Here is a 17,815-nt window from a genome sequence, read left to right on the forward strand (position 1 = left end):
AGTTACCTCCCGTTTAGTTAATTTATTTGTTTTGAGTTGATTGACCTAATGCTTGTGTAACACGGTCGAGAAATATCGCTAAAATGACAATTGATATACCGCTTTCAAAACCCAACCCGATTTTCAGCTGGGTAATCCCTTTCAACACCTCGTTACCCAGGCCGCCCGCGCCGATCATACCGGCGATGACAACCATGGACAAAGCCAGCATGATGGTCTGGTTTACACCAGCCAGAATGGTGGGCAGAGCCACGGGAATTTCAGCTTTGAATAAAATCTGGGACGGACTTGACCCGAATGAGACGGCTGCTTCTTTAATTTCCTTGGGCACCTGTCGAATGCCCAGATTGGTGAGACGTACAGCCGGCGGGAGTGAAAAAATAAGTGTTGCAACCACTCCCGGAACCGCGCCCAGTTTAAAGAACAGCACGGCCGGTATTAAATAAACAAATGCCGGCAGAGTCTGCATAAAGTCAAGGATCGGACGAACAATGCGTTCAACAACTTCACTCTTGGATGCCCAGATTCCTATGGGGATTGCGACAACCAAAGCAATAAATACCGCTGTAATGACCAGCGACAGGGTTTCCATTGTGGCTTGCCAAAATCCCATATTGTAGATCAGAAACATTCCAATCAGTGTAAAGAGTGCAATACCGCGCTTTGCCGTTATCCATGCCAAAATTGTAAAAAGTACAATGACAATCATGGGATGCGGCCATAACAACAGACCTTCAAAAGCCTGTAAAAGACCGGATATTGCATTGCTGATCGCATCGAATACAGGACCCAGATTCGCGGTCAACCAGGTGATGATTGCTTCAAATCCTTTTCCTATTTTTAAATCAATCATTGATTGAACTCCTTATTTCCTATTCGCTTAATGAGGTGGGAGCAATTTCATTGTCTTCTTCACTGCCGACTTCGGCAATGACAGACGCGCGGTCAACAACTCCCAATAGGTGTTTGTCATCATCCACCACGGCAACCGGATAATGAGCAACCATGGCCGTCGGCAGCAGTTCTGCGATAGAACTATCAGGTGAGGTGATGTAAACATCATTCACGATCACCGGTTCAACCGACTTTACACCCTGCTTGCGAAGTTTTACCACATCATCAATATGAATCACACCTTTTAATACTCTGTCACTGTCAGTCACAAACAGGGTCGAGGTTCCGTGCTTTTCCATATTGTGTATAGCGACCTTGGGACCGTCCTTGGGACTGATAATGGTGTAAGGTTTACGCATAATCGAGGACGCTGTGATCACTTTTGTGCGGTCAACGTTTTGCACAAAGGCTTTCACATAATCATCGGCCGGATTGGTCAGAATGTCTTCCGACGTGCCGATTTGGACAACTTTACCGCCCGGCCCCAGTATCGCAATACGATCACCCAGTTTAAGCGCTTCATCGAGATCATGGGTAATGAAAACGATGGTTCTGTGCATTTTAGCTTGCAAATCCAGGAGTTCATCCTGCATATTGGTGCGGATCAGAGGATCCAATGCACTAAAAGCTTCATCCATTAACAGGATTTCCGGATCATTGGCCAACGCGCGGGCAAGGCCCACGCGTTGTTGCATACCGCCGCTCAGTTCATCAGGCATACTATGCTCATAGCCTTTTAATCCGACCAGTTCGATGGCATTCATGGCCTTGTTTTCGCGCTCGGATTTATCCACTTTGGATATTTCCAGACCGTACTCGACGTTGCGAAGTACGGTCCGCTGAGGCAAAAGGCCGAAATGCTGAAACACCATCGACATTTTGGTTCGTCTGAGCTCCTGTAACTGCTGTTTGCTCATATCCGGTATGTTGACGCCGTCCAGAAGAATCTCACCCCGCGTGGGCTCGATTAGACGGTTCAGACATCGGATAATGGTTGATTTACCGCTGCCGGACAATCCCATGATCACAAACGTTTCTTTTTTCTCCACTGAGAAATTGGCATTGTCGATGGCAACGGTATTTCCGGTTTTTTCAAGAATTTCCTCTTTGGAGACATTTTTTTCCAATAGCGGAAATGCCCGTTCCGGATTCGAACCAAATATTTTGTATAGATTCTTTACTTCTAAAAGGCTCATAATAGTTCCTTCGCTGGCAGTATGTTTTAGAAATAGTAACCAATGTTGATGTTGTATCGGATATTCCATCCGGCATCCGGATCACCCATACCCAGGCCTTTTCCAAAGGTATTGGTCAGCCAGGGCTGATTTTTACCCATGGCAATGTCAAAATAAGTGTACACACTGCCGGCGGTCGCCATGAACCCGAGAATGTTCTGCTGGGTATCCTCAAAGTCAGCATTGGCTTTGTCGGTCAATGTATAGTCATTGTAGAATGTCAGACTGGACACCGGACCAAAGTCAACCGAAACCGGATAAGAAACACCCAGGTTCAACACAGTGGCTTCAGCGGCAACCGGGTATACACCGGAACCATAAGCGCCCATCGGGATCACCTCGGCTTCAGAACCGTCATCCCATTTGGTGTCATGATTGTAATATATACCGAACAGTTTGACGTTGAATTTGTTCAGATTTGCATCAAGGTGACCGGCAACGGCGTAATGGCTGCCGTTTTCATCCAGAGCCGAGTTGTAAATCTGGCCGTACTGGGCGGACACACCGAGTTCAGATGTACCCAGATCGCCGATCTCGAAAGACTTGGCGGCGCGGGCATTCACCTGATTGCGTTCGTAAACGCTCATGGAGCCTTCATCGCCAGGAAACAACCAGTTTTCAGAACCGGCGTCCTTGGGGATAATGTCGTATGAATAACGGCCGGAACCGCCGACGCCGTAGGACGGCCAGTCCGGTTCATAGCCTGTGGGCGCGGGACCTGCGGGTTCCGGCTGGAAGTAATAAGCCAGAGCAAAATCCCAGTCGCCTTTGCTGGTCAGATATTTCAAACCCATATCATAATCATCTTCCAGACCCATATAATAGGCGCCGGAAAACCACCAGCTGTGAGAGGCCCAGGTCTGATCGCCGAACGGCACCTGGTTCACACCCAGCTGAATCTGATCTTCATTTTCAAATTCGTAACCCAAAAATCCATGATGGATGAAATGGGTGTCGAATGTGGGATAAAAGCGATATTCAAAATCAAGAATAACACCGGCGGAATTTTTACCGGAGATATTTAAACGCCACGTATCCCAGGTGAATTGTCCATCACTAAACTGGAATTCACCATCTTCATAATCTTTTAAAAAAATGTTGTAACGAACAGCGCCGCCAATGTTAAATGATGACTCGCCGGCCATTACAAACGTGGCTGACAAAAGAGTTAAAACGATTACAACAGACATAAAGTGTTTTTGCGAGCTTTTCACAAAACCTCCTTGATATGTTTGGTTCACTTGTTATTAGTTAGGGGTATTTAAAAAAGTGTGTATTGTAATAACACTCAGAGTAACAGAAATCTTCCGTTATCCGTTAAAAAATACTCAGAACACCCCACAATTAGTTGTTCTGAGGGTAAGCTATAATGCAATAGGTAAACTGGATAGCAGAGATAAAATTGCGGGAAAAAGTGAATCCTGTGTTATTGTATGATGTAAATATCATGCTATAACATAAGGTTTTATAAAACCAATTTCAAGGGAAAAATTAAAAAAATGGCATTCTGGGCAGTCTTTTGGGTTATAAAGGCTTTATGCGACGAATTCGATCGAATAAGGGCCACCCCTGTGCGGAAAATATACAGAGGTTTTACATCTGCCCTTGTTCATTTGCGCTATAGATACTGTATCCACTGCGCACTGATTTGAACCGGATAGTAATCATCATTCGGGTTCCAATTGGGCATGGACTGCAATTCGCCTAAAATGACAACCGGACTGCCTTTTTTCAGGTTTCTGCTGCACTGTACAGCCTGCTTGGACCACACCACTACGCTGATATAGCACGGTTTCCGGTCCGGACTGGTTTCAGGACTCTCAGAGTCGGGCGCCGTAACAATGATAAAGTTGGTGACCGGCACGCCTTTTCGTGTATAACGAAGCGGTGGATCATGCAGTAAAGTACCCGAGATATATATGCGGTTGATATCAGGATATGTTTCGTGCAGAGTTTCGTTATTATTCAACAGATGACCTCTTGTGTTTGACTGTATAATACCAGACTTGAATAGGCTGATGGACTGAATGTTTTATCACTTAAAAGAGCGCTTAATTTGTCACAGGGACAGAATAAAAGATCCGTATATTCAAAACGGTCTTTGGCGGTGCGGCCAAAGTTCTTTATGTCTTTTTCTGATAATTGCGAAAAGAATTTGAATATCAACTCGGGTTTTAGGGTTTCAAACGTTTCGATCATTCCAATAAGCTCAATTGGGTTCCGTACTGGAATTCCCAATTCTTCAATAATTTCCTGCTTGATGGAGGCAAAGGCATCGGGTGTTCCTGATTCCGGCACGTCAATATGACCTCCGGGAATGTCGTGCACAAGCGGGTATTCCCCGACTTTGTCGCTGCGTTTTATATAGACAATGCTGTTGTTATTTGTTTCTACAATGGCGCTGATACCCAGTGCGCGGGACAGGTGTTCAGGATTTTTTTCAGCGAGTCGGGACGCGTGTTGGTTTGAATAAAGCAATGTCTTGTAATCCGATGCCTGAAGATAAAGCTTTAAACCCGTTTCCCGAAATTCGTAACCGGCCAGTCGGGCCAGGTCGCCGTTAAAGGTATGCCTGGCCTGTCTTTGACGCCAGAATTGATCAATGCTTTGCTGGAGTTGAGTCGGCAGAGGCGGCGCAGAGGGATTCCAGGCACTATCAACCTGCTGCGGTGACCATTCTCCTTTGAAAAGAATACGCCCGATTTTCGGATTGAGTGACATCAAATGTTTACGCCCTCCAGCTGCAGCAAGGCTCTTTTGATATCAACTCCGGCGCCAAATCCGCCGATCCTGTTGCCGGCTGCAATTACCCGGTGGCAGGGGATAAGAATGGGCAGGGGATTGGCGCCATTGGCGCTGCCGACAGCGCGTGCCGCGCCCGGATTGCCCATTTGACCGGCAATCTGTCCGTAGGTTCGAACCTCGCCGCAGGGGATAGTCCGCAGCGCTTGCCAGACCGATCTTTGAAATGAGGTGCCGGCGATAATGTCAATCGGGGTTTTGAACGCGGATAGAGCGCCTTGAAAATAGCTGTCAAGTTCACGTTCAAGCTGTTTCAAATACGGGCAGGTTTGCTCTGCCGGGGAATCAAACTGTTGTTTGAATACATCAAATCTCTGACTGACTGCAAATGTTATATTGCAGATACCATGGTCTGTACAAGCCAACAGTAGAGGAAATGCAGGGTTATGATAGGCAGCTACATGAATAGATGTGTTCATCGCAAAATATGGATATTCAGTTTACATGTTTCATATACTATTATCAAAATTAAAGTATTTATTCATGAGATTCAAGGGAAAAATCAGCCCGGCGGATTCCGCCGGGCTGATACTCTATTTTATCAGCATCATCCGGCGGGTTTCGCTAAAGCCTTCTGCATCAATACGATAGAAATAGATGCCGGATGACAGGGCGCCGCTGTGAGACGTTTTGGCATTCCAGTTGATCATATAGGTTCCTGCGGGCTGCTGCTGATCGACCAGACGGTCTATCAGGCGTCCCTGAATATCATAAATCGAAAGCGTGACCCGTGTTGTTTTGGGCAGTGTATACACAAGTCTCGTCTCCGGATTGAATGGATTCGGATAGTTTGCTTTTAATGAAAACGCCGCCGGTATTTCCCCGCCAAGCCGGGCCACCCCGGACGCGTAACGGATATGAAAAATATCCGTCGTGTCCGTGACGGCGCCGGTTGTATCCAAAGCCGCCAGCAGACAGGTTTCGCTCACCGGTTCTGTTACCGTCCAGGTGTAGCTGTTAGCGTCTTTGATGACAGACAGTTCTTCCCAGGATTGCCCGTTGTCCCGTGACAGGCTTAACCGGATGCGGGAGTTTAGATTAGTCGTCCCCCAGCTTACAACGGCCTGTTCACCCACGATCCAGACTGTGCCGGCCTCGGGTGAGGACAGGGTGATTTGGGGAGCGGCCTGGATTTGAAAAACCGGACTGATGGCTGAAACGGAACCGGCGGTATCTGAAATGCGGATCAGGCAGAGATTCGAAGGTGTCGTTTCTACCGTCCAGTTGTACCCGCCATTGTTCTGCACAGAGTCCGCGATGGTTGTCCAGGTTTCTCCATCGTCGACGGAGAATTCAAGGGTTACAAGCGGACTGATGTTTATCGAGCTCCACTGAATGGAATGACTCTCACCAACGCTCCAGAGGGCGCCGGAATCGGGCGCTGTGATCACCAAACCGGGCTCCACTTGTATCGAGAAAACAGAATCACTGATAGCAGATGCGGAATCCGCTTCCGAGGAAATTTTAATCAGACAGGAATCTGAGGCCGGCCCGCCGGCGGTCCATTCAAATAAAGAGCCGTTATCCCGGCGTTCCAGCAATTCCCAGGTCTCCCCGTTATCCCGGCTGAGATGAATGTCAACAGCGCCGCTGATATTGACGCTGTTCCACGAGATCGCGTACGTTTGTCCGATGTTCCACACTTCACCGCCGTTGGGCTGGACAAGCGCCAGGGCCGGAACGCGATCAATCGAAAAGTTGTCATCACTGTAATCCTGTGCCAGGCTGTCTTGTGTCATCACCCGAACCAGACAGTGTTCTGAAACATCACCGCTCACTGTCCAGTCGTAATATGCGCTGTCAACAGCGGTCTGTAATGTTTCCCAGGCGCCACCATTGTCCCGGCTCAGGTAGACATCGACCGGACTGTCTGAATGGTCCAATTGCCATTCGATCCGGCGGGTTTCACCCAATGTCCAGACTTGGCCGCCGTTGGGTTTGATCAGGGTCAGTGAGGGAGGAGGGGTGATGGAAAACACGCCATCACTGGTATCTGCGACACCGGCCTGATCAAATATTCGAATCAGGCAGGAATCGGAGGCGGGTTTGTCAATTGTCCAGTTAAATGGGCTGTCATCCGTGACCTGATAACTCAAGGCTGTCCAGCTTTTTCCATGATTCAGAGAGAGTTCAATCGTCAGATCGCCTGAAAGATTTTGCGACTGCCATTCGATCGGATGCGTGGTGCCTGACTGCCAGACTTCACCGCCGTTCGGACTTTTGATCGCAATGGACGGAATCGGGACAATTGAAAAAACGGCATTGCTCGTGTCCGCGGTATTGTACTGGAGTTCCGTAATCCGGATCAGGCAGGAATCGGAGGCGGGCGCATTGACATTCCAGTTGATCACGCCGTCGTTATCCGTGCTGTCCACCAGGGTTTCCCATTCGTTTCCGTTATCGCGGCTGAGGTCAATACGGACCTTGGCGCCGCCGCCCTGGGCCTGCCAGGAGATACGTTGGGTTTCACCCACCATCCAGGCTTCACCGCCGTCGGGCGCGGTCACCGTGATTTTCGGATCAGGCATGATGGAAAACAGTTCGTCGCTGGTATCACTGACCGAGCCGTTCAGAGACTGAATACGAACCAGACATTCATGCGATAATGGTTTTTCGACATTCCAGGTCCATGATTCATCAGCCGCCGGAACCCGGGCAATGGTTGTAAAACCGCCGCCGGCATTGCGTGAGACCATGATTTTCACATCTCCCCGCATGTCAATCGCTTCCCATCTGATTTCATGTTCTGTGTTATATCTCCAGCGCTTGCCGCCGTTTGGAGCCACTACGGTTATGCTGCCCTCGACGACGTCAAGAGGTTGAAAAATCAACGCGTCTACCCGGCCATATTCTCCCTTGTGATGATTCAGATCAATGCTAATCTCATCGCCGAGTGCAAAATCCTGCTCGCCGAATTCGCGGATATAAAAGGAATCCATCTCTGTTTCTTCGTTAAAATACCATTTGTCAATCAGTAAATCGTTTACATAGACTTTACACAGTGAACTGCCGTCTATCTCGTCCAGATAGCGAATTCCCCATTGATAAGTGCCGGGCTGAAAATTAAATTCGGCGCTCAGCGTGCCGGTTCTCACACTGCGAGGCACCGCAACAGTCTGTCCGTTGCTGGCATCCGGCCGGTCTTCTATCTCGACACCTTCAGTTCGGGTCATATGCTCCGCCTCCAGGAACAGCGTCGTGGATTCCTGAATGCTGAATGGTATATTGTTGATATCCTGATTCGCCGGGTCATTACTGTCGACCAGCCGGATATAACAACGAGAAGAGGAAAGGTTGGGAACAAGCCAGGTAAATGTACCGTTATTGTCGGCCCGGCTTGCGATTGACGTCCATGTCGCCCCCCCGTCTGAAGAAAACTCCAGACTGACGAAACTCCCGGATCCGCCCGGCAGCCAGGTGATATCAAAAGTGGATAAACCGTTTAACTGTTCTCCGCCTTTCGGCGCCCTGAGTACGAGGTCGTTCGGTCTGGAGATGCTAAAGGCATGGTCGCTTGCATCCGACGGACTGCCGTCTGCGGCATCGCTGACCTGTACATAGACAGTTGCGGCGGGGCTTGATGGCAGCTTCCAGTCGAATGAGCCGTCATTGGGTGTAGACTCGATAATGGTCTGCCAGGCGCCGTTGATTCCGCTTTTGTATTTGAGCGAAACATTGTCAATACCGGTTAGGCGGGTCCAGCGGATTGTTTCGGTTGTGCCGGTGAACAGCTCTTCTCCGCCGTTCGGATACAAAAGCGTCAGGCCCGGCGGCGGTGTGAGAAAAAGATAAGCTTTGCCCATCCCGTTCTGTTTCCAGGCGGAGATCAAAATGTCGTTGCTGTTATCCCCGTTTACATCTCCGGCGCCTGAACAGGAAAATCCCGCTTCATCGCCCGCGGATTCGCCGTGGAACCGGATGTCAAACTCATCAATGGACAAGGTGGTAGGCCAGTTGCTGCGTCCGTAAAAAACATACGCCGCACCGGCTTTGCCGCCGGTTTTCACGTCACTGTTGGAGACGCCGATAATAAAGTCATCAATTCCGTCCCGATTATGATCACCCAATGGATGAATATCATGACCAATGTCATCATTTTCACCGTGTGATTCTATTGCAACGTCGGCAGCATCCGTAATGAGCTGATTGCTTTGGTAGGTGAGGTTTTGCGCCAATAGAATATAAAATGTGCTGTTTTTCTGGACGCTGATCAGTATGTCATCAAGTCCGTCATCATCCACATCACCGATGCCGGCTACATTCCATCCAAGTTCCTGTTTGAATTCCGAACTGTACCAGGAAGCGTCCGCAAATTCGAGGCTTTTATTTTTTGAAAAAGAACCGCGAGGACCACCCAATACAAGATAGGCCTTGCCTGTGTAATTTGTGTTTTGAAAGGCCACCCGATTGGCGCCGATGAGAAAATCATCATAACCGTCGCCGTTGACATCCCCCGCGGCGGCAACCCGATGTCCGGCCCAGTCTCCGGCTGCTTCTCCTGTAAAGCCGGCATCGGCTGTGGTTGTGGTGTCATTCACCTGCCACTCTGCTGTGGGTTTGCCGAAATAGATATAGACGTTGCCCGCGTCCTCGCCGTTACTATCATTAAAGCCGGACCCGATTATAAAGTCATCATAATGATCATTGTCGATATCTCCGACACCCTTGATGTGAACAGCTTCGCTTTTTTCCTCCTCGCCGATAATCGAGGCATCCGCGGTTTCCAGCGAAAAAAGACCCCGTCTGCGTTCATTTTTTCCAAAGAACAGATAGACCTTGCCGGCGCGAATGCCGCCCTGATTGTACTGGGTTTTTTTGATGCTGATGCCAAAATCCGGATATCCGTCATTGTTGATATCGCCGATTCCAAAGGCGTCGTGACTGGCTTCATTGGCCGGCATTTCTCCGTGAAAAATGGCTTCCGCGCTGCTCAAATTTGTATTTTTGTCCCAGCTATCCGCTTTTCCGTAAAACAAATAGACAAGACCCGCGTCTGTCTTTGCATCGTAATCCGCTCCGGGAGCGGTGATCAGAAAATCATTATATCCATCCTGATCAATATCGCCAATGATGGAAACATGGTGCCCGGCCATATCACCGGTATCATTCCCCAAAAATGATGCCTGCACGGATATCAACGGAAGTTCAAGAGGTTCCTGCGCCAGGACCGGTATCAGTGAAAACAGCAGGATACTCGCAATTGTTTGACAATATAATTTCATGGACATTTCCTTTTGACTTTATTCAAACACTCAAATAAATACGGACAAAACTTAATTTTCACAGACCACTATCCTGTCGGATGGATGAAAAAGATCTGAACTTGTCTCGAATTTAAACCGAAAAGTTGGCGATAAAATCGATAAAAAGCAAGGTGAAATATGATAAATTTCAGACAAATGGTAAATGAATTATTATTCAGCGCAAAGTTCTCCTGTTGAAAAAAAATTGATTTTAAACCCCTGTTTTGGCTTTTTTTCTTGACTTTTATTGCATACTATATTATCTTGCTTTGGTGAATCGTGGTGATTAATGGAAAACCAAAACATAAAATGGTGAATTTTGGCTGATCTAAACGGACAATACACTGTAACCTTTGACCCAAAGAGCGGACGCCTGGCCATTCCGGCGCGCCACCGCAAGGGTATGCCCGAAGATCAGCGCAGCGAGTTGTATGTTACCCGCGGTTTCGAGCATTGTGTAACAGCCTATTATAAAGATAGTTGGGCAGAATTCAAAGAGAAAATTACCGATAAAACACTAAAGAAAAAACAGTTGAATGCTTTAAAACGCCAGTTTATTGGCAGAATGACCCAGGCCGCGTTTGACAAGCAGGGACGTATTTCCCTGAATTCCGATCTCGTGGAATGGGCCAATCTTCAGAAAGAATCTGAAGTGATTGTAGTCGGGTGTGAAGATTATCTGGAAATCTGGAATGCCAAATCGTACAAAGAATACGCGCAGAAAACCGAAGACGATATTCAGGCTTTGTATGAAGCTGATCATTTTTAACAAAGAGTGGGAACCGTGCAGCATGGCTATCATATACCGGTTCTTGCCGGGCAGGTTGTAAGCGCACTTGATGTACACAACGCATCGACGATTGTTGATGTGTGTCTCGGGGACGGTGGACACTCCAGGGCGTTGTTGGAAAGCGCTTCCCACCTGCGGATTATCGGTATCGATCAGGATGCTCAGGCGATTGAACGCGCTGCGAACCGTTTGTCTGAATATGGCGATCGCTTTACCGCGGTACAGGGAAATTTCAAAGATATTCGTGCGTTGCTGCTCAGTCATGATGTGGATCAGGTTGATGGTCTGCTTGCGGATCTCGGAGTTTCGACGTTACAGATCAGCGAGCCTGATCGCGGTTTTATGTTTTCGAAAAACGGACGGCTCGATATGAGGATGGATATAGAAAATAATTCCTTAACCGCAGCATGGCTGTTGAATACCTATGACGAAGAGGATATTTCGCGGTTATTGTGGGAATACGGCGAGGAAAAAAAGAGCCGCCGGATCGCGCGCGCAATAATGCGCGCTCGCCGGGACCATCGTATCGAAACCACCGGACAATTGGCGGATATCGTCCGAAACGCCGCCGGTGAACAGTTTCTGATCAAAACTCTGGCCCGTGTTTTTCAGGCTCTGAGAATTGCTGTAAATCAGGAATTGTACAGTCTGCAGGCGCTGCTCGATTCCAGTCTAAATATACTGACACCGGGCGGGCGTCTTGCGGTCATTGACTATCATTCTCTGGAAGCAAAAATTGTAAAATCATTTTTTAGAAAACAGGCTGATCCGTGCACATGTCCGAAGGAACTGCCTGTCTGTGTGTGCGGAGAAAAGCCCCGGCTGAAAATTGTGCATCGCTTGATAAAGCCGGATGCTCAGGAGATCGAAAATAATCCGCGCAGCCGGTCAGCGCGCTTGCGGGTTGCCGAACGCACCGGGGTGCCGGTATGAGACAGAAACTGCCGAAAAAACAACGCAATGCTGTTCGCTGGGGCCGGTATGCGGTCATTCTCCTGGTGCTTTTGACGGTGTATTTTTTTACAAATGTCTGGCAGAGTGTTTCCATTACCCGGCTGTTGCGGCAAAACTCTGAATTAAAGGCGGATCTCCGGACGCTGAAAAACAAGAATGCCTTGCTTGTGGTTCAGCACGATTCACTGACCCGTCCGGAACGCATACGTGCGGTATTGAAAGGCAAGGTTCAGCTGCAAAACGCAGAAACGATCAATATTTTTACGAATGAAAGCGGAGAGTAGGCAATGGCCAAACGGCGGAAAAAATATTCCAGACGCTATATCACGATCATGGTTTTTATGGCTGTGATGTTTCTGATGATTGGCGCCCGTCTGGTCGATATTCAGATTTTCAACCGCGGACGCTATGTTGAGCTGGGTGAGGAGCAGCATATTCTGCGCCGGGAGCTGCAGCCGAACCGCGGCAGAATTTATGATCGCAATCGTGAACCGCTTGCCATTAATGTGCCCGCCGCAACCCTGATTGTTGACACGCGCCAGGTAACGGATGCCTATCAGACAGCCGCACATCTCAGTCCGTTGATTGACGCGTCTGTCGGTGAAATAGCCCGTCAGATTAAAGGGCGCCGCGGCTCTTTTGAAATCGCACGCAAAAAAAATGTGACGCTGGCTGAGCGTGCTGAAACGTTGAATCTCCCCGAACTGGGGGTGAGGCGTGTGATGAAACGTCGATACCCCAAAGGACGCACCGGCGCTCAGATTATCGGTTTCACGGATATTGATGGGGTGGGTCGCTCCGGTGTGGAAGGAAAGCTCGATCATGTGCTGCGCGGTGTGCCCGGTGTGGAAGTATTGCTGAAAACGGCAAAATCGAAAACGTTGCCGCATCCCCGTTATCAGCAAAAACCTGCTGCAGATGGAAACGATGTGGTTTTGACGCTTGATATCCGCTACCAGCGTATTCTTGAAGAAGAGCTGCTTCGCACAGTCAAACAATATAGCGCTGAAAGCGGCGCCGCGGTGTTGATGGATCCCCGTAGCGGTGATATCCTGGCCATGGCTTCCGAGCCTTCTTTTGATCCCAACGCCTATCGGCAATACGATATGGCATCCTGGCGTTTGCGCGCCATCACCGATCAGTTTGAACCCGGCAGTACCTTCAAGGTTGGCGTCATGGCGGCCATGCTGGATGCCGGATTCAAACATCCCCTGGATACAGTCTATGCGGAAAACGGCGTCTATCATGTGATGGGTGAAACGATTCGCGATACAAAGTCCCTGCAAACCATAACCATGCGCGAGGTCATTGTAAAATCGTCAAATATCGGAATCGCCAAGTCGGTTCAGGGTTTTGACCGTAACACATTATATTCGTACCTGAATCAGTTCGGCTTTGGTGCAAAAACGGACATTGATCTGGTGGGTGAAATTAACGGAATATTGAAACCGACAAAAGACTGGGTACCTTTTACACAGCTGGCGCTTTCCTACGGACATGCAGTCGCGGTTACGCCATTGCAGATGTGCATGATGTATTCCACAATCGCCAATGACGGCGTTTACACTCAGCCGCGCCTGATCCAGGCTACGATACGCGACGGCAAGGTGTTTCCGCGCACTGGACGTAAAAATCACAAAGTGATTTCTTTACAAACAAGCCGTATCCTGAAACGGTTCATGTCCGATGTGGTTGAGCGCGGCACCGGTGTTCAGGCGGATATTGACGGAGTTGAACTTTGCGGCAAAACCGGCACCGCACACATGGTACGTCCCAATGGCGCCGGGTATTACAAGCACCGCTATATCGCGTCATTCGGCGGCTTTATGCCCAAAGAGGATCCCGCTGTCTGCCTGTTCATTATGGTCAAAGACCCAAGAAATGTTTATTATGGCGGTCAGGTGGCGGGTGTCTGTTTCCGCGAGATTATGGAACGGATTATCGCGCTTGAAGGGCTGGACTATTTTTCACAGCCATCGGCGCGGATCGCCAAAACCTCTGTGCGTGTACCGGATTTTATCGGAATGAAATCCGGGAATGCGGTGGAGGTTGCCGCCTCGTCTGGGCTGACCACCTTAAAGCAGGGTGAAGGCCGGGTTGTTGTGGACCAGCATCCGTCGCCGGGCGCCCGCGTGCAAACGGGAGAGCGGGTGGTGTTGTTTGCCCGCAATGAAAAAAATGTGCCCAATGTGGTCGGCATGTCCGTACGCCGGGCGCGCAATATTCTCATAGAGCACAACTATGAATGTGTGATTGAGGGGAGCGGTGTCGTTGTGGACCAGCATCCCAAAGCCGGGCGCAGCGCAGAGCCGGGAACACGTGTAAAAATTAGTTGTAAGAATCAATTTTCGCTGAGTGAGCAGCTTGAATGAAACTCAATTTGAATGACATACTGGCGATTCCGGAACTTGACGCGGAATGGCGGGGCGAAAGCCCGCCGGACCGCGAACCTGTTTCTGGCTGGTCTACGGATTCGCGCCGGATTAATGCAGGCCAGGTCTTTGTAGCGCTGACCGGTGACAAATTTGACGGCCATGATTTTGTCAAAACCGCCTTTGAGAACGGCGCGCGCGCCGCGGTCGTATCACGGGACTGGTGTGGTTCAGAGGCCGCCCATTATCCCTTGATCGCTGTAAAGGATACATTGACCGCCTATCAGGAGATCGCGCGGCATTGGCGCAACCGCTTCAATGGCACGCTAGTGGCCCTGACCGGCAGTTCCGGTAAAACGACCACCAAAGAAATGATTTATTCGGTATTGTCACAAAAATACAATGTACTGCGCAATATAAAATCATATAACAATCATGTCGGTGTGCCGGCCACTCTGCTGGAACTGCGTGATGAGCATGAAATTGCCGTGATTGAAATGGGAACATCCAATTTTGGAGAAATAGAACGCCTCAGCTACCTGGCCCGTCCGGATATCTGCGTTCTGCTGAACATTGGCTTTGCGCATCTAGAAAATCTTAAAAGCCCGGAAGGCGTCAAGCAGGCCAAACTGGAAATCTGCAGTCACGCGAATCCCGACGGCAGCGTCATTTTTAATGCGGATGATCCCCGGCTCTCGGGAGAGGTCTACAGCCTTAAAATGCAGGCCGGATTCGGGGTCGGCGCGGGTAAAGACTATGCGGCTCAACACCTCAAGTGTGATCGAAAAGGACGCTACTCGTTTCGGTTTATGGGCGCACAGATTCATTTGCCGCTGCCGGGACGCCACAATGTTTATAACGCTCTGGCCGCCGCTGTAACCGGTGTGCGCTTTACGTTGCCGGTGTCTGACATCAAAGCGGGACTGGAGACGCTGCCGCAGGTTCAGGACAGAATGCAGGTGAACTGGACGAACCGCGGTATCATTATGAATGATGTCTATAACAGCAATCCCGGAAGTTGTCTGGCTGCCATGCGCACCGCTGCCGATATAAAGATTCCCAAGACCGGCCGACGGCTTGCGGTTTTGGCGGATATGCTGGAACTGGGAAGCTATTCAAAATCCGAACATGAGGCGCTAACTGTGCGCGCCATTGAAAATGCTTTTGATGAACTGTTTCTTTACGGTGAAGAAACAAAACACACGCACCGCGCCGCAAAGTCCGCGGGAATCGTTTCGCGGCATTTTGCAAGCCGGGATGATCTGATAAATGCCCTGCTGAAAGCCATTCGGCGGGAAGATTTGATACTTGTGAAAGGATCGCGGTCCCTGCATATGGAGCACGTGATCGAAGCCTTGAAACCATAACCGAAAGCAGGCAGAGCATGCTATATTATCTGTTCGCACCATTGAGTGACAAGTGGATCGGATTTAACCTGTTCCGGTATCTGAGCTTTCGCGCCAGCATGGCAGCTGTTTTGGCTTTGCTGATCGGCTGGGTTGTCGGTCCCTTTGTTATTCGCCTGCTGAAAAATACCAGATCGGCGAAGAAATTCGCTCCGACGGCCCGGCGTCGCATCAGTCAAAAAAAGGCACGCCGTCCATGGGCGGTGTGATTATCCTGATCAGCACTCTAATCCCGGTTCTGCTGTTGGCCCGTATCCGGGAACTGAATGTGCTCATGGTTCTGGTGTGCATGGTTGCACTGGGATTGATGGGCTGGTATGACGATTATCTAAAGCTGATTAAAAAAATGCCCAAAGGCCTGGTGGGACGTTACAAGCTGGCCGGACAGATTTCCATCGGCTTTCTGCTCGGTTGTTCTGTTTACTTTTTCCCCGAGGTGGAAGCGGTGCGGAGTTCAACCACTGTACCGTTCTTTAAAAATCTGGAACTTGAAATGGGCGCGTTCTATATACTCGTGGTTACGTTTATTATCACAGCCACATCCAATTCCGCCAATCTTACGGACGGTCTGGATGGGATGTTGTCCGGGCTCACCGCTATTGCCGCTGTAACGTTTGGCGCTGTGGCCTATGTAACCGGACGTGTGGATTTTAGCAGCTATTTGAATATTGTCTATTTGCCGAACGCCGGTGAATTGACGGTTTTTTGCGCGGCTCTCTTTGGCAGCTGTCTGGCATTTTTATGGTTCAACGCCCCGAAAGCCGAGGTTTTCATGGGAGACACCGGCTCTCTGGCCCTTGGCGGCGCGATTGGCGCGGTCTCTGTCCTGGTGCGCAAGGAATTGTTACTGCCGATCATCTGCGGCCTTTGGCTGCTGGAAAGCCTGAGTGTCATCATACAGGTTTATGTGTTTAAACGCACCGGCAAGCGGGTTTTCCTGATGGCGCCGCTGCATCACCACTATGAATTAAACGGATGGAACGAAAGCAAGGTTGTGATCCGCTTCTGGATTATCGGCATTTTGTTGGCTCTTTTGACTCTAACGACATTCAAGATCAGGTAGACGATGAAAGTCTCGAATATCGATTACATATTATTGTTCAGTGTGCTGATTCTGGTGATCCTCGGCGCTGCCGCGGTTTACTCGGCCAGCTCCTACAAAGCTGACGAGGATACACGCGCTCGTCTGCTCAGGCGGGCTGAAAACGTTGAATTGTCCGGACATACCGAATTGGCTGCATCTTTGCGGGAAAATGCCAAAACAATTGACGGCACCAAATACTATATGCTGCGCCAGGTTCAAAAAATTGTGATTGGCCTGCTTGTCATGGTCATTGCCACGTTTGTGGATTTCAAAAAATGGCTGGGATGGTCTCCCTTGTTTTACCTGGTCTCGCTGATCCTGCTGGCGCTGCTGTTTACCGGACTGCCCATTGTGGTTTCGCACGGCGAGGCCTGCCGCTGGCTGTCTATAGGCGGAGTTACGTTTCAGCCGTCCGATTTTGCCCGTTATGCGCTGATTCTGCTTTTGGCGCGGTTTCTGGTCGAGTACAAAGACGACCTAAATGATTTGAAAACCTATTTGATATTTTGGGGTGTGATCGCAGTTGTAGTCGCCATGGTCGCTATGGAAACGGACATGGGTACCGCCATAATGATCGCCCTGATTTCAATACTGATATTTTATCTGGCTGATGTCAATTTTAATTATATCCTGGCAACAGTCACCACCATGATGACCATCGGGATTTTCTATCTGCGGATTCATCCTTATATGCTCAAACGTATCTGGCATTTTATGGCCCAGATTGTTCATCAGACTGAACCGAGCTATCAAATCAAACAGTCGCTGATTCAGCTTTGCCTCCGGCGGTGTCATGGGTGTCGGTGTGGGGAACAGTTTTCAAAAATTCGACTTTTTACCGGAAGCCTATAAAGATATGATTTTTTCTATTATTGGAGAAGAACTGGGTCTCTGGGGCACCCTGGGGACCATGGGGTTGTTTCTGATTATTTTTTATCGCGGCATGATGATCGCCCGGCATGCCCCCGAATGATTACGGACGCCTTTCGGCGACCGGAATCACGGTCCGTGATTTCGCTGTACGCTTTTTTAACG

General features: G+C 49.4%; 16 protein-coding genes. 9 read left to right on the forward strand and 7 right to left on the reverse strand.

Annotation, left to right across the window (positions count from 1 at the left end):
• Positions 1–22: 22 nt before the first annotated feature.
• The 7 genes from U5R06_03460 to U5R06_03490 form a co-directional block, all read right to left on the reverse strand.
• Entirely contained in the window at positions 23–853 is an 831-nt protein-coding gene (locus tag U5R06_03460; protein MDZ7721894.1) for a proline/glycine betaine ABC transporter permease, read from the reverse strand.
• A gap of 19 nt (positions 854–872) precedes the next feature.
• Positions 873–2,090 carry a glycine betaine/L-proline ABC transporter ATP-binding protein gene (locus U5R06_03465; GenBank protein MDZ7721895.1) on the reverse strand — a complete coding sequence of 406 codons (1,218 nt, stop codon included), beginning with the start codon at positions 2,088–2,090 and terminating at the stop codon, positions 873–875.
• A gap of 26 nt (positions 2,091–2,116) precedes the next feature.
• A complete protein-coding gene (locus tag U5R06_03470) occupies positions 2,117–3,343 on the reverse strand; it encodes a hypothetical protein (protein ID MDZ7721896.1) in 1,227 nt (408 codons plus the stop codon).
• Between the two features lie 404 nt (positions 3,344–3,747).
• Positions 3,748–4,098: a single-stranded DNA-binding protein gene (locus U5R06_03475; protein MDZ7721897.1), complete on the reverse strand. Its 351-nt coding sequence runs from the start codon at positions 4,096–4,098 to the stop codon at positions 3,748–3,750.
• The gene (locus U5R06_03480; GenBank protein ID MDZ7721898.1) at positions 4,095–4,853 is read right to left on the reverse strand and encodes a hypothetical protein; all 759 of its coding nucleotides are present in this window, start codon (positions 4,851–4,853) and stop codon (positions 4,095–4,097) included. The genes U5R06_03475 and U5R06_03480 overlap by 4 nt, the downstream gene beginning before the upstream one ends.
• A complete protein-coding gene (locus tag U5R06_03485; GenBank protein MDZ7721899.1) occupies positions 4,850–5,350 on the reverse strand; it encodes a methylated-DNA--[protein]-cysteine S-methyltransferase in 501 nt (166 codons plus the stop codon). The genes U5R06_03480 and U5R06_03485 overlap by 4 nt, the downstream gene beginning before the upstream one ends.
• Positions 5,351–5,464: 114 nt before the next feature.
• Entirely contained in the window at positions 5,465–10,153 is a 4,689-nt protein-coding gene (locus U5R06_03490) for a T9SS type A sorting domain-containing protein (GenBank protein ID MDZ7721900.1), read from the reverse strand.
• 340 nt (positions 10,154–10,493) lie between these two features.
• On the opposite strand from U5R06_03490, the gene U5R06_03495 reads away from it, so the two are divergent.
• Genes U5R06_03495 through U5R06_03535 form a run of 9 tightly spaced genes read left to right on the forward strand, consistent with a single transcriptional unit; the run spans position 10,494 to position 17,753 of the window.
• Complete coding sequence (locus U5R06_03495; GenBank protein ID MDZ7721901.1) at positions 10,494–10,943, forward strand: hypothetical protein; 450 nt, start codon at positions 10,494–10,496, stop codon at positions 10,941–10,943.
• Positions 10,944–10,958: 15 nt separating this feature from the next.
• Positions 10,959–11,897, forward strand: a complete 939-nt coding sequence (gene rsmH, locus U5R06_03500; GenBank protein ID MDZ7721902.1) for a 16S rRNA (cytosine(1402)-N(4))-methyltransferase RsmH — start codon at positions 10,959–10,961, stop codon at positions 11,895–11,897.
• Positions 11,894–12,202 carry a hypothetical protein gene (locus U5R06_03505; protein ID MDZ7721903.1) on the forward strand — a complete coding sequence of 103 codons (309 nt, stop codon included), beginning with the start codon at positions 11,894–11,896 and terminating at the stop codon, positions 12,200–12,202. The genes rsmH and U5R06_03505 overlap by 4 nt, the downstream gene beginning before the upstream one ends.
• A gap of 3 nt (positions 12,203–12,205) precedes the next feature.
• The gene (locus U5R06_03510) at positions 12,206–14,290 is read left to right on the forward strand and encodes a penicillin-binding transpeptidase domain-containing protein (protein MDZ7721904.1); all 2,085 of its coding nucleotides are present in this window, start codon (positions 12,206–12,208) and stop codon (positions 14,288–14,290) included.
• Positions 14,287–15,657, forward strand: a complete 1,371-nt coding sequence (murF, locus tag U5R06_03515) for a UDP-N-acetylmuramoyl-tripeptide--D-alanyl-D-alanine ligase (GenBank protein ID MDZ7721905.1) — start codon at positions 14,287–14,289, stop codon at positions 15,655–15,657. Before U5R06_03510 ends, murF begins: the two co-directional genes overlap by 4 nt.
• 17 nt (positions 15,658–15,674) lie before the next feature.
• Entirely contained in the window at positions 15,675–15,905 is a 231-nt protein-coding gene (locus U5R06_03520) for a hypothetical protein (protein MDZ7721906.1), read from the forward strand.
• Positions 15,842–16,759: a phospho-N-acetylmuramoyl-pentapeptide-transferase gene (gene mraY, locus U5R06_03525; protein ID MDZ7721907.1), complete on the forward strand. Its 918-nt coding sequence runs from the start codon at positions 15,842–15,844 to the stop codon at positions 16,757–16,759. The genes U5R06_03520 and mraY overlap by 64 nt, the downstream gene beginning before the upstream one ends.
• A gap of 3 nt (positions 16,760–16,762) precedes the next feature.
• On the forward strand, positions 16,763–17,632 hold the full coding sequence (locus U5R06_03530; GenBank protein MDZ7721908.1) for an FtsW/RodA/SpoVE family cell cycle protein: 870 nt from the start codon (positions 16,763–16,765) through the stop codon (positions 17,630–17,632).
• The gene (locus U5R06_03535) at positions 17,574–17,753 is read left to right on the forward strand and encodes an FtsW/RodA/SpoVE family cell cycle protein (protein MDZ7721909.1); all 180 of its coding nucleotides are present in this window, start codon (positions 17,574–17,576) and stop codon (positions 17,751–17,753) included. The genes U5R06_03530 and U5R06_03535 overlap by 59 nt, the downstream gene beginning before the upstream one ends.
• Positions 17,754–17,815 lie beyond the last annotated feature (62 nt).

The sequence above is a fragment of the candidate division KSB1 bacterium genome (assembly GCA_034521575.1).
Classification (GTDB): domain Bacteria; phylum Zhuqueibacterota; class Zhuqueibacteria; order Residuimicrobiales; family Krinioviventaceae; genus JAXHMJ01.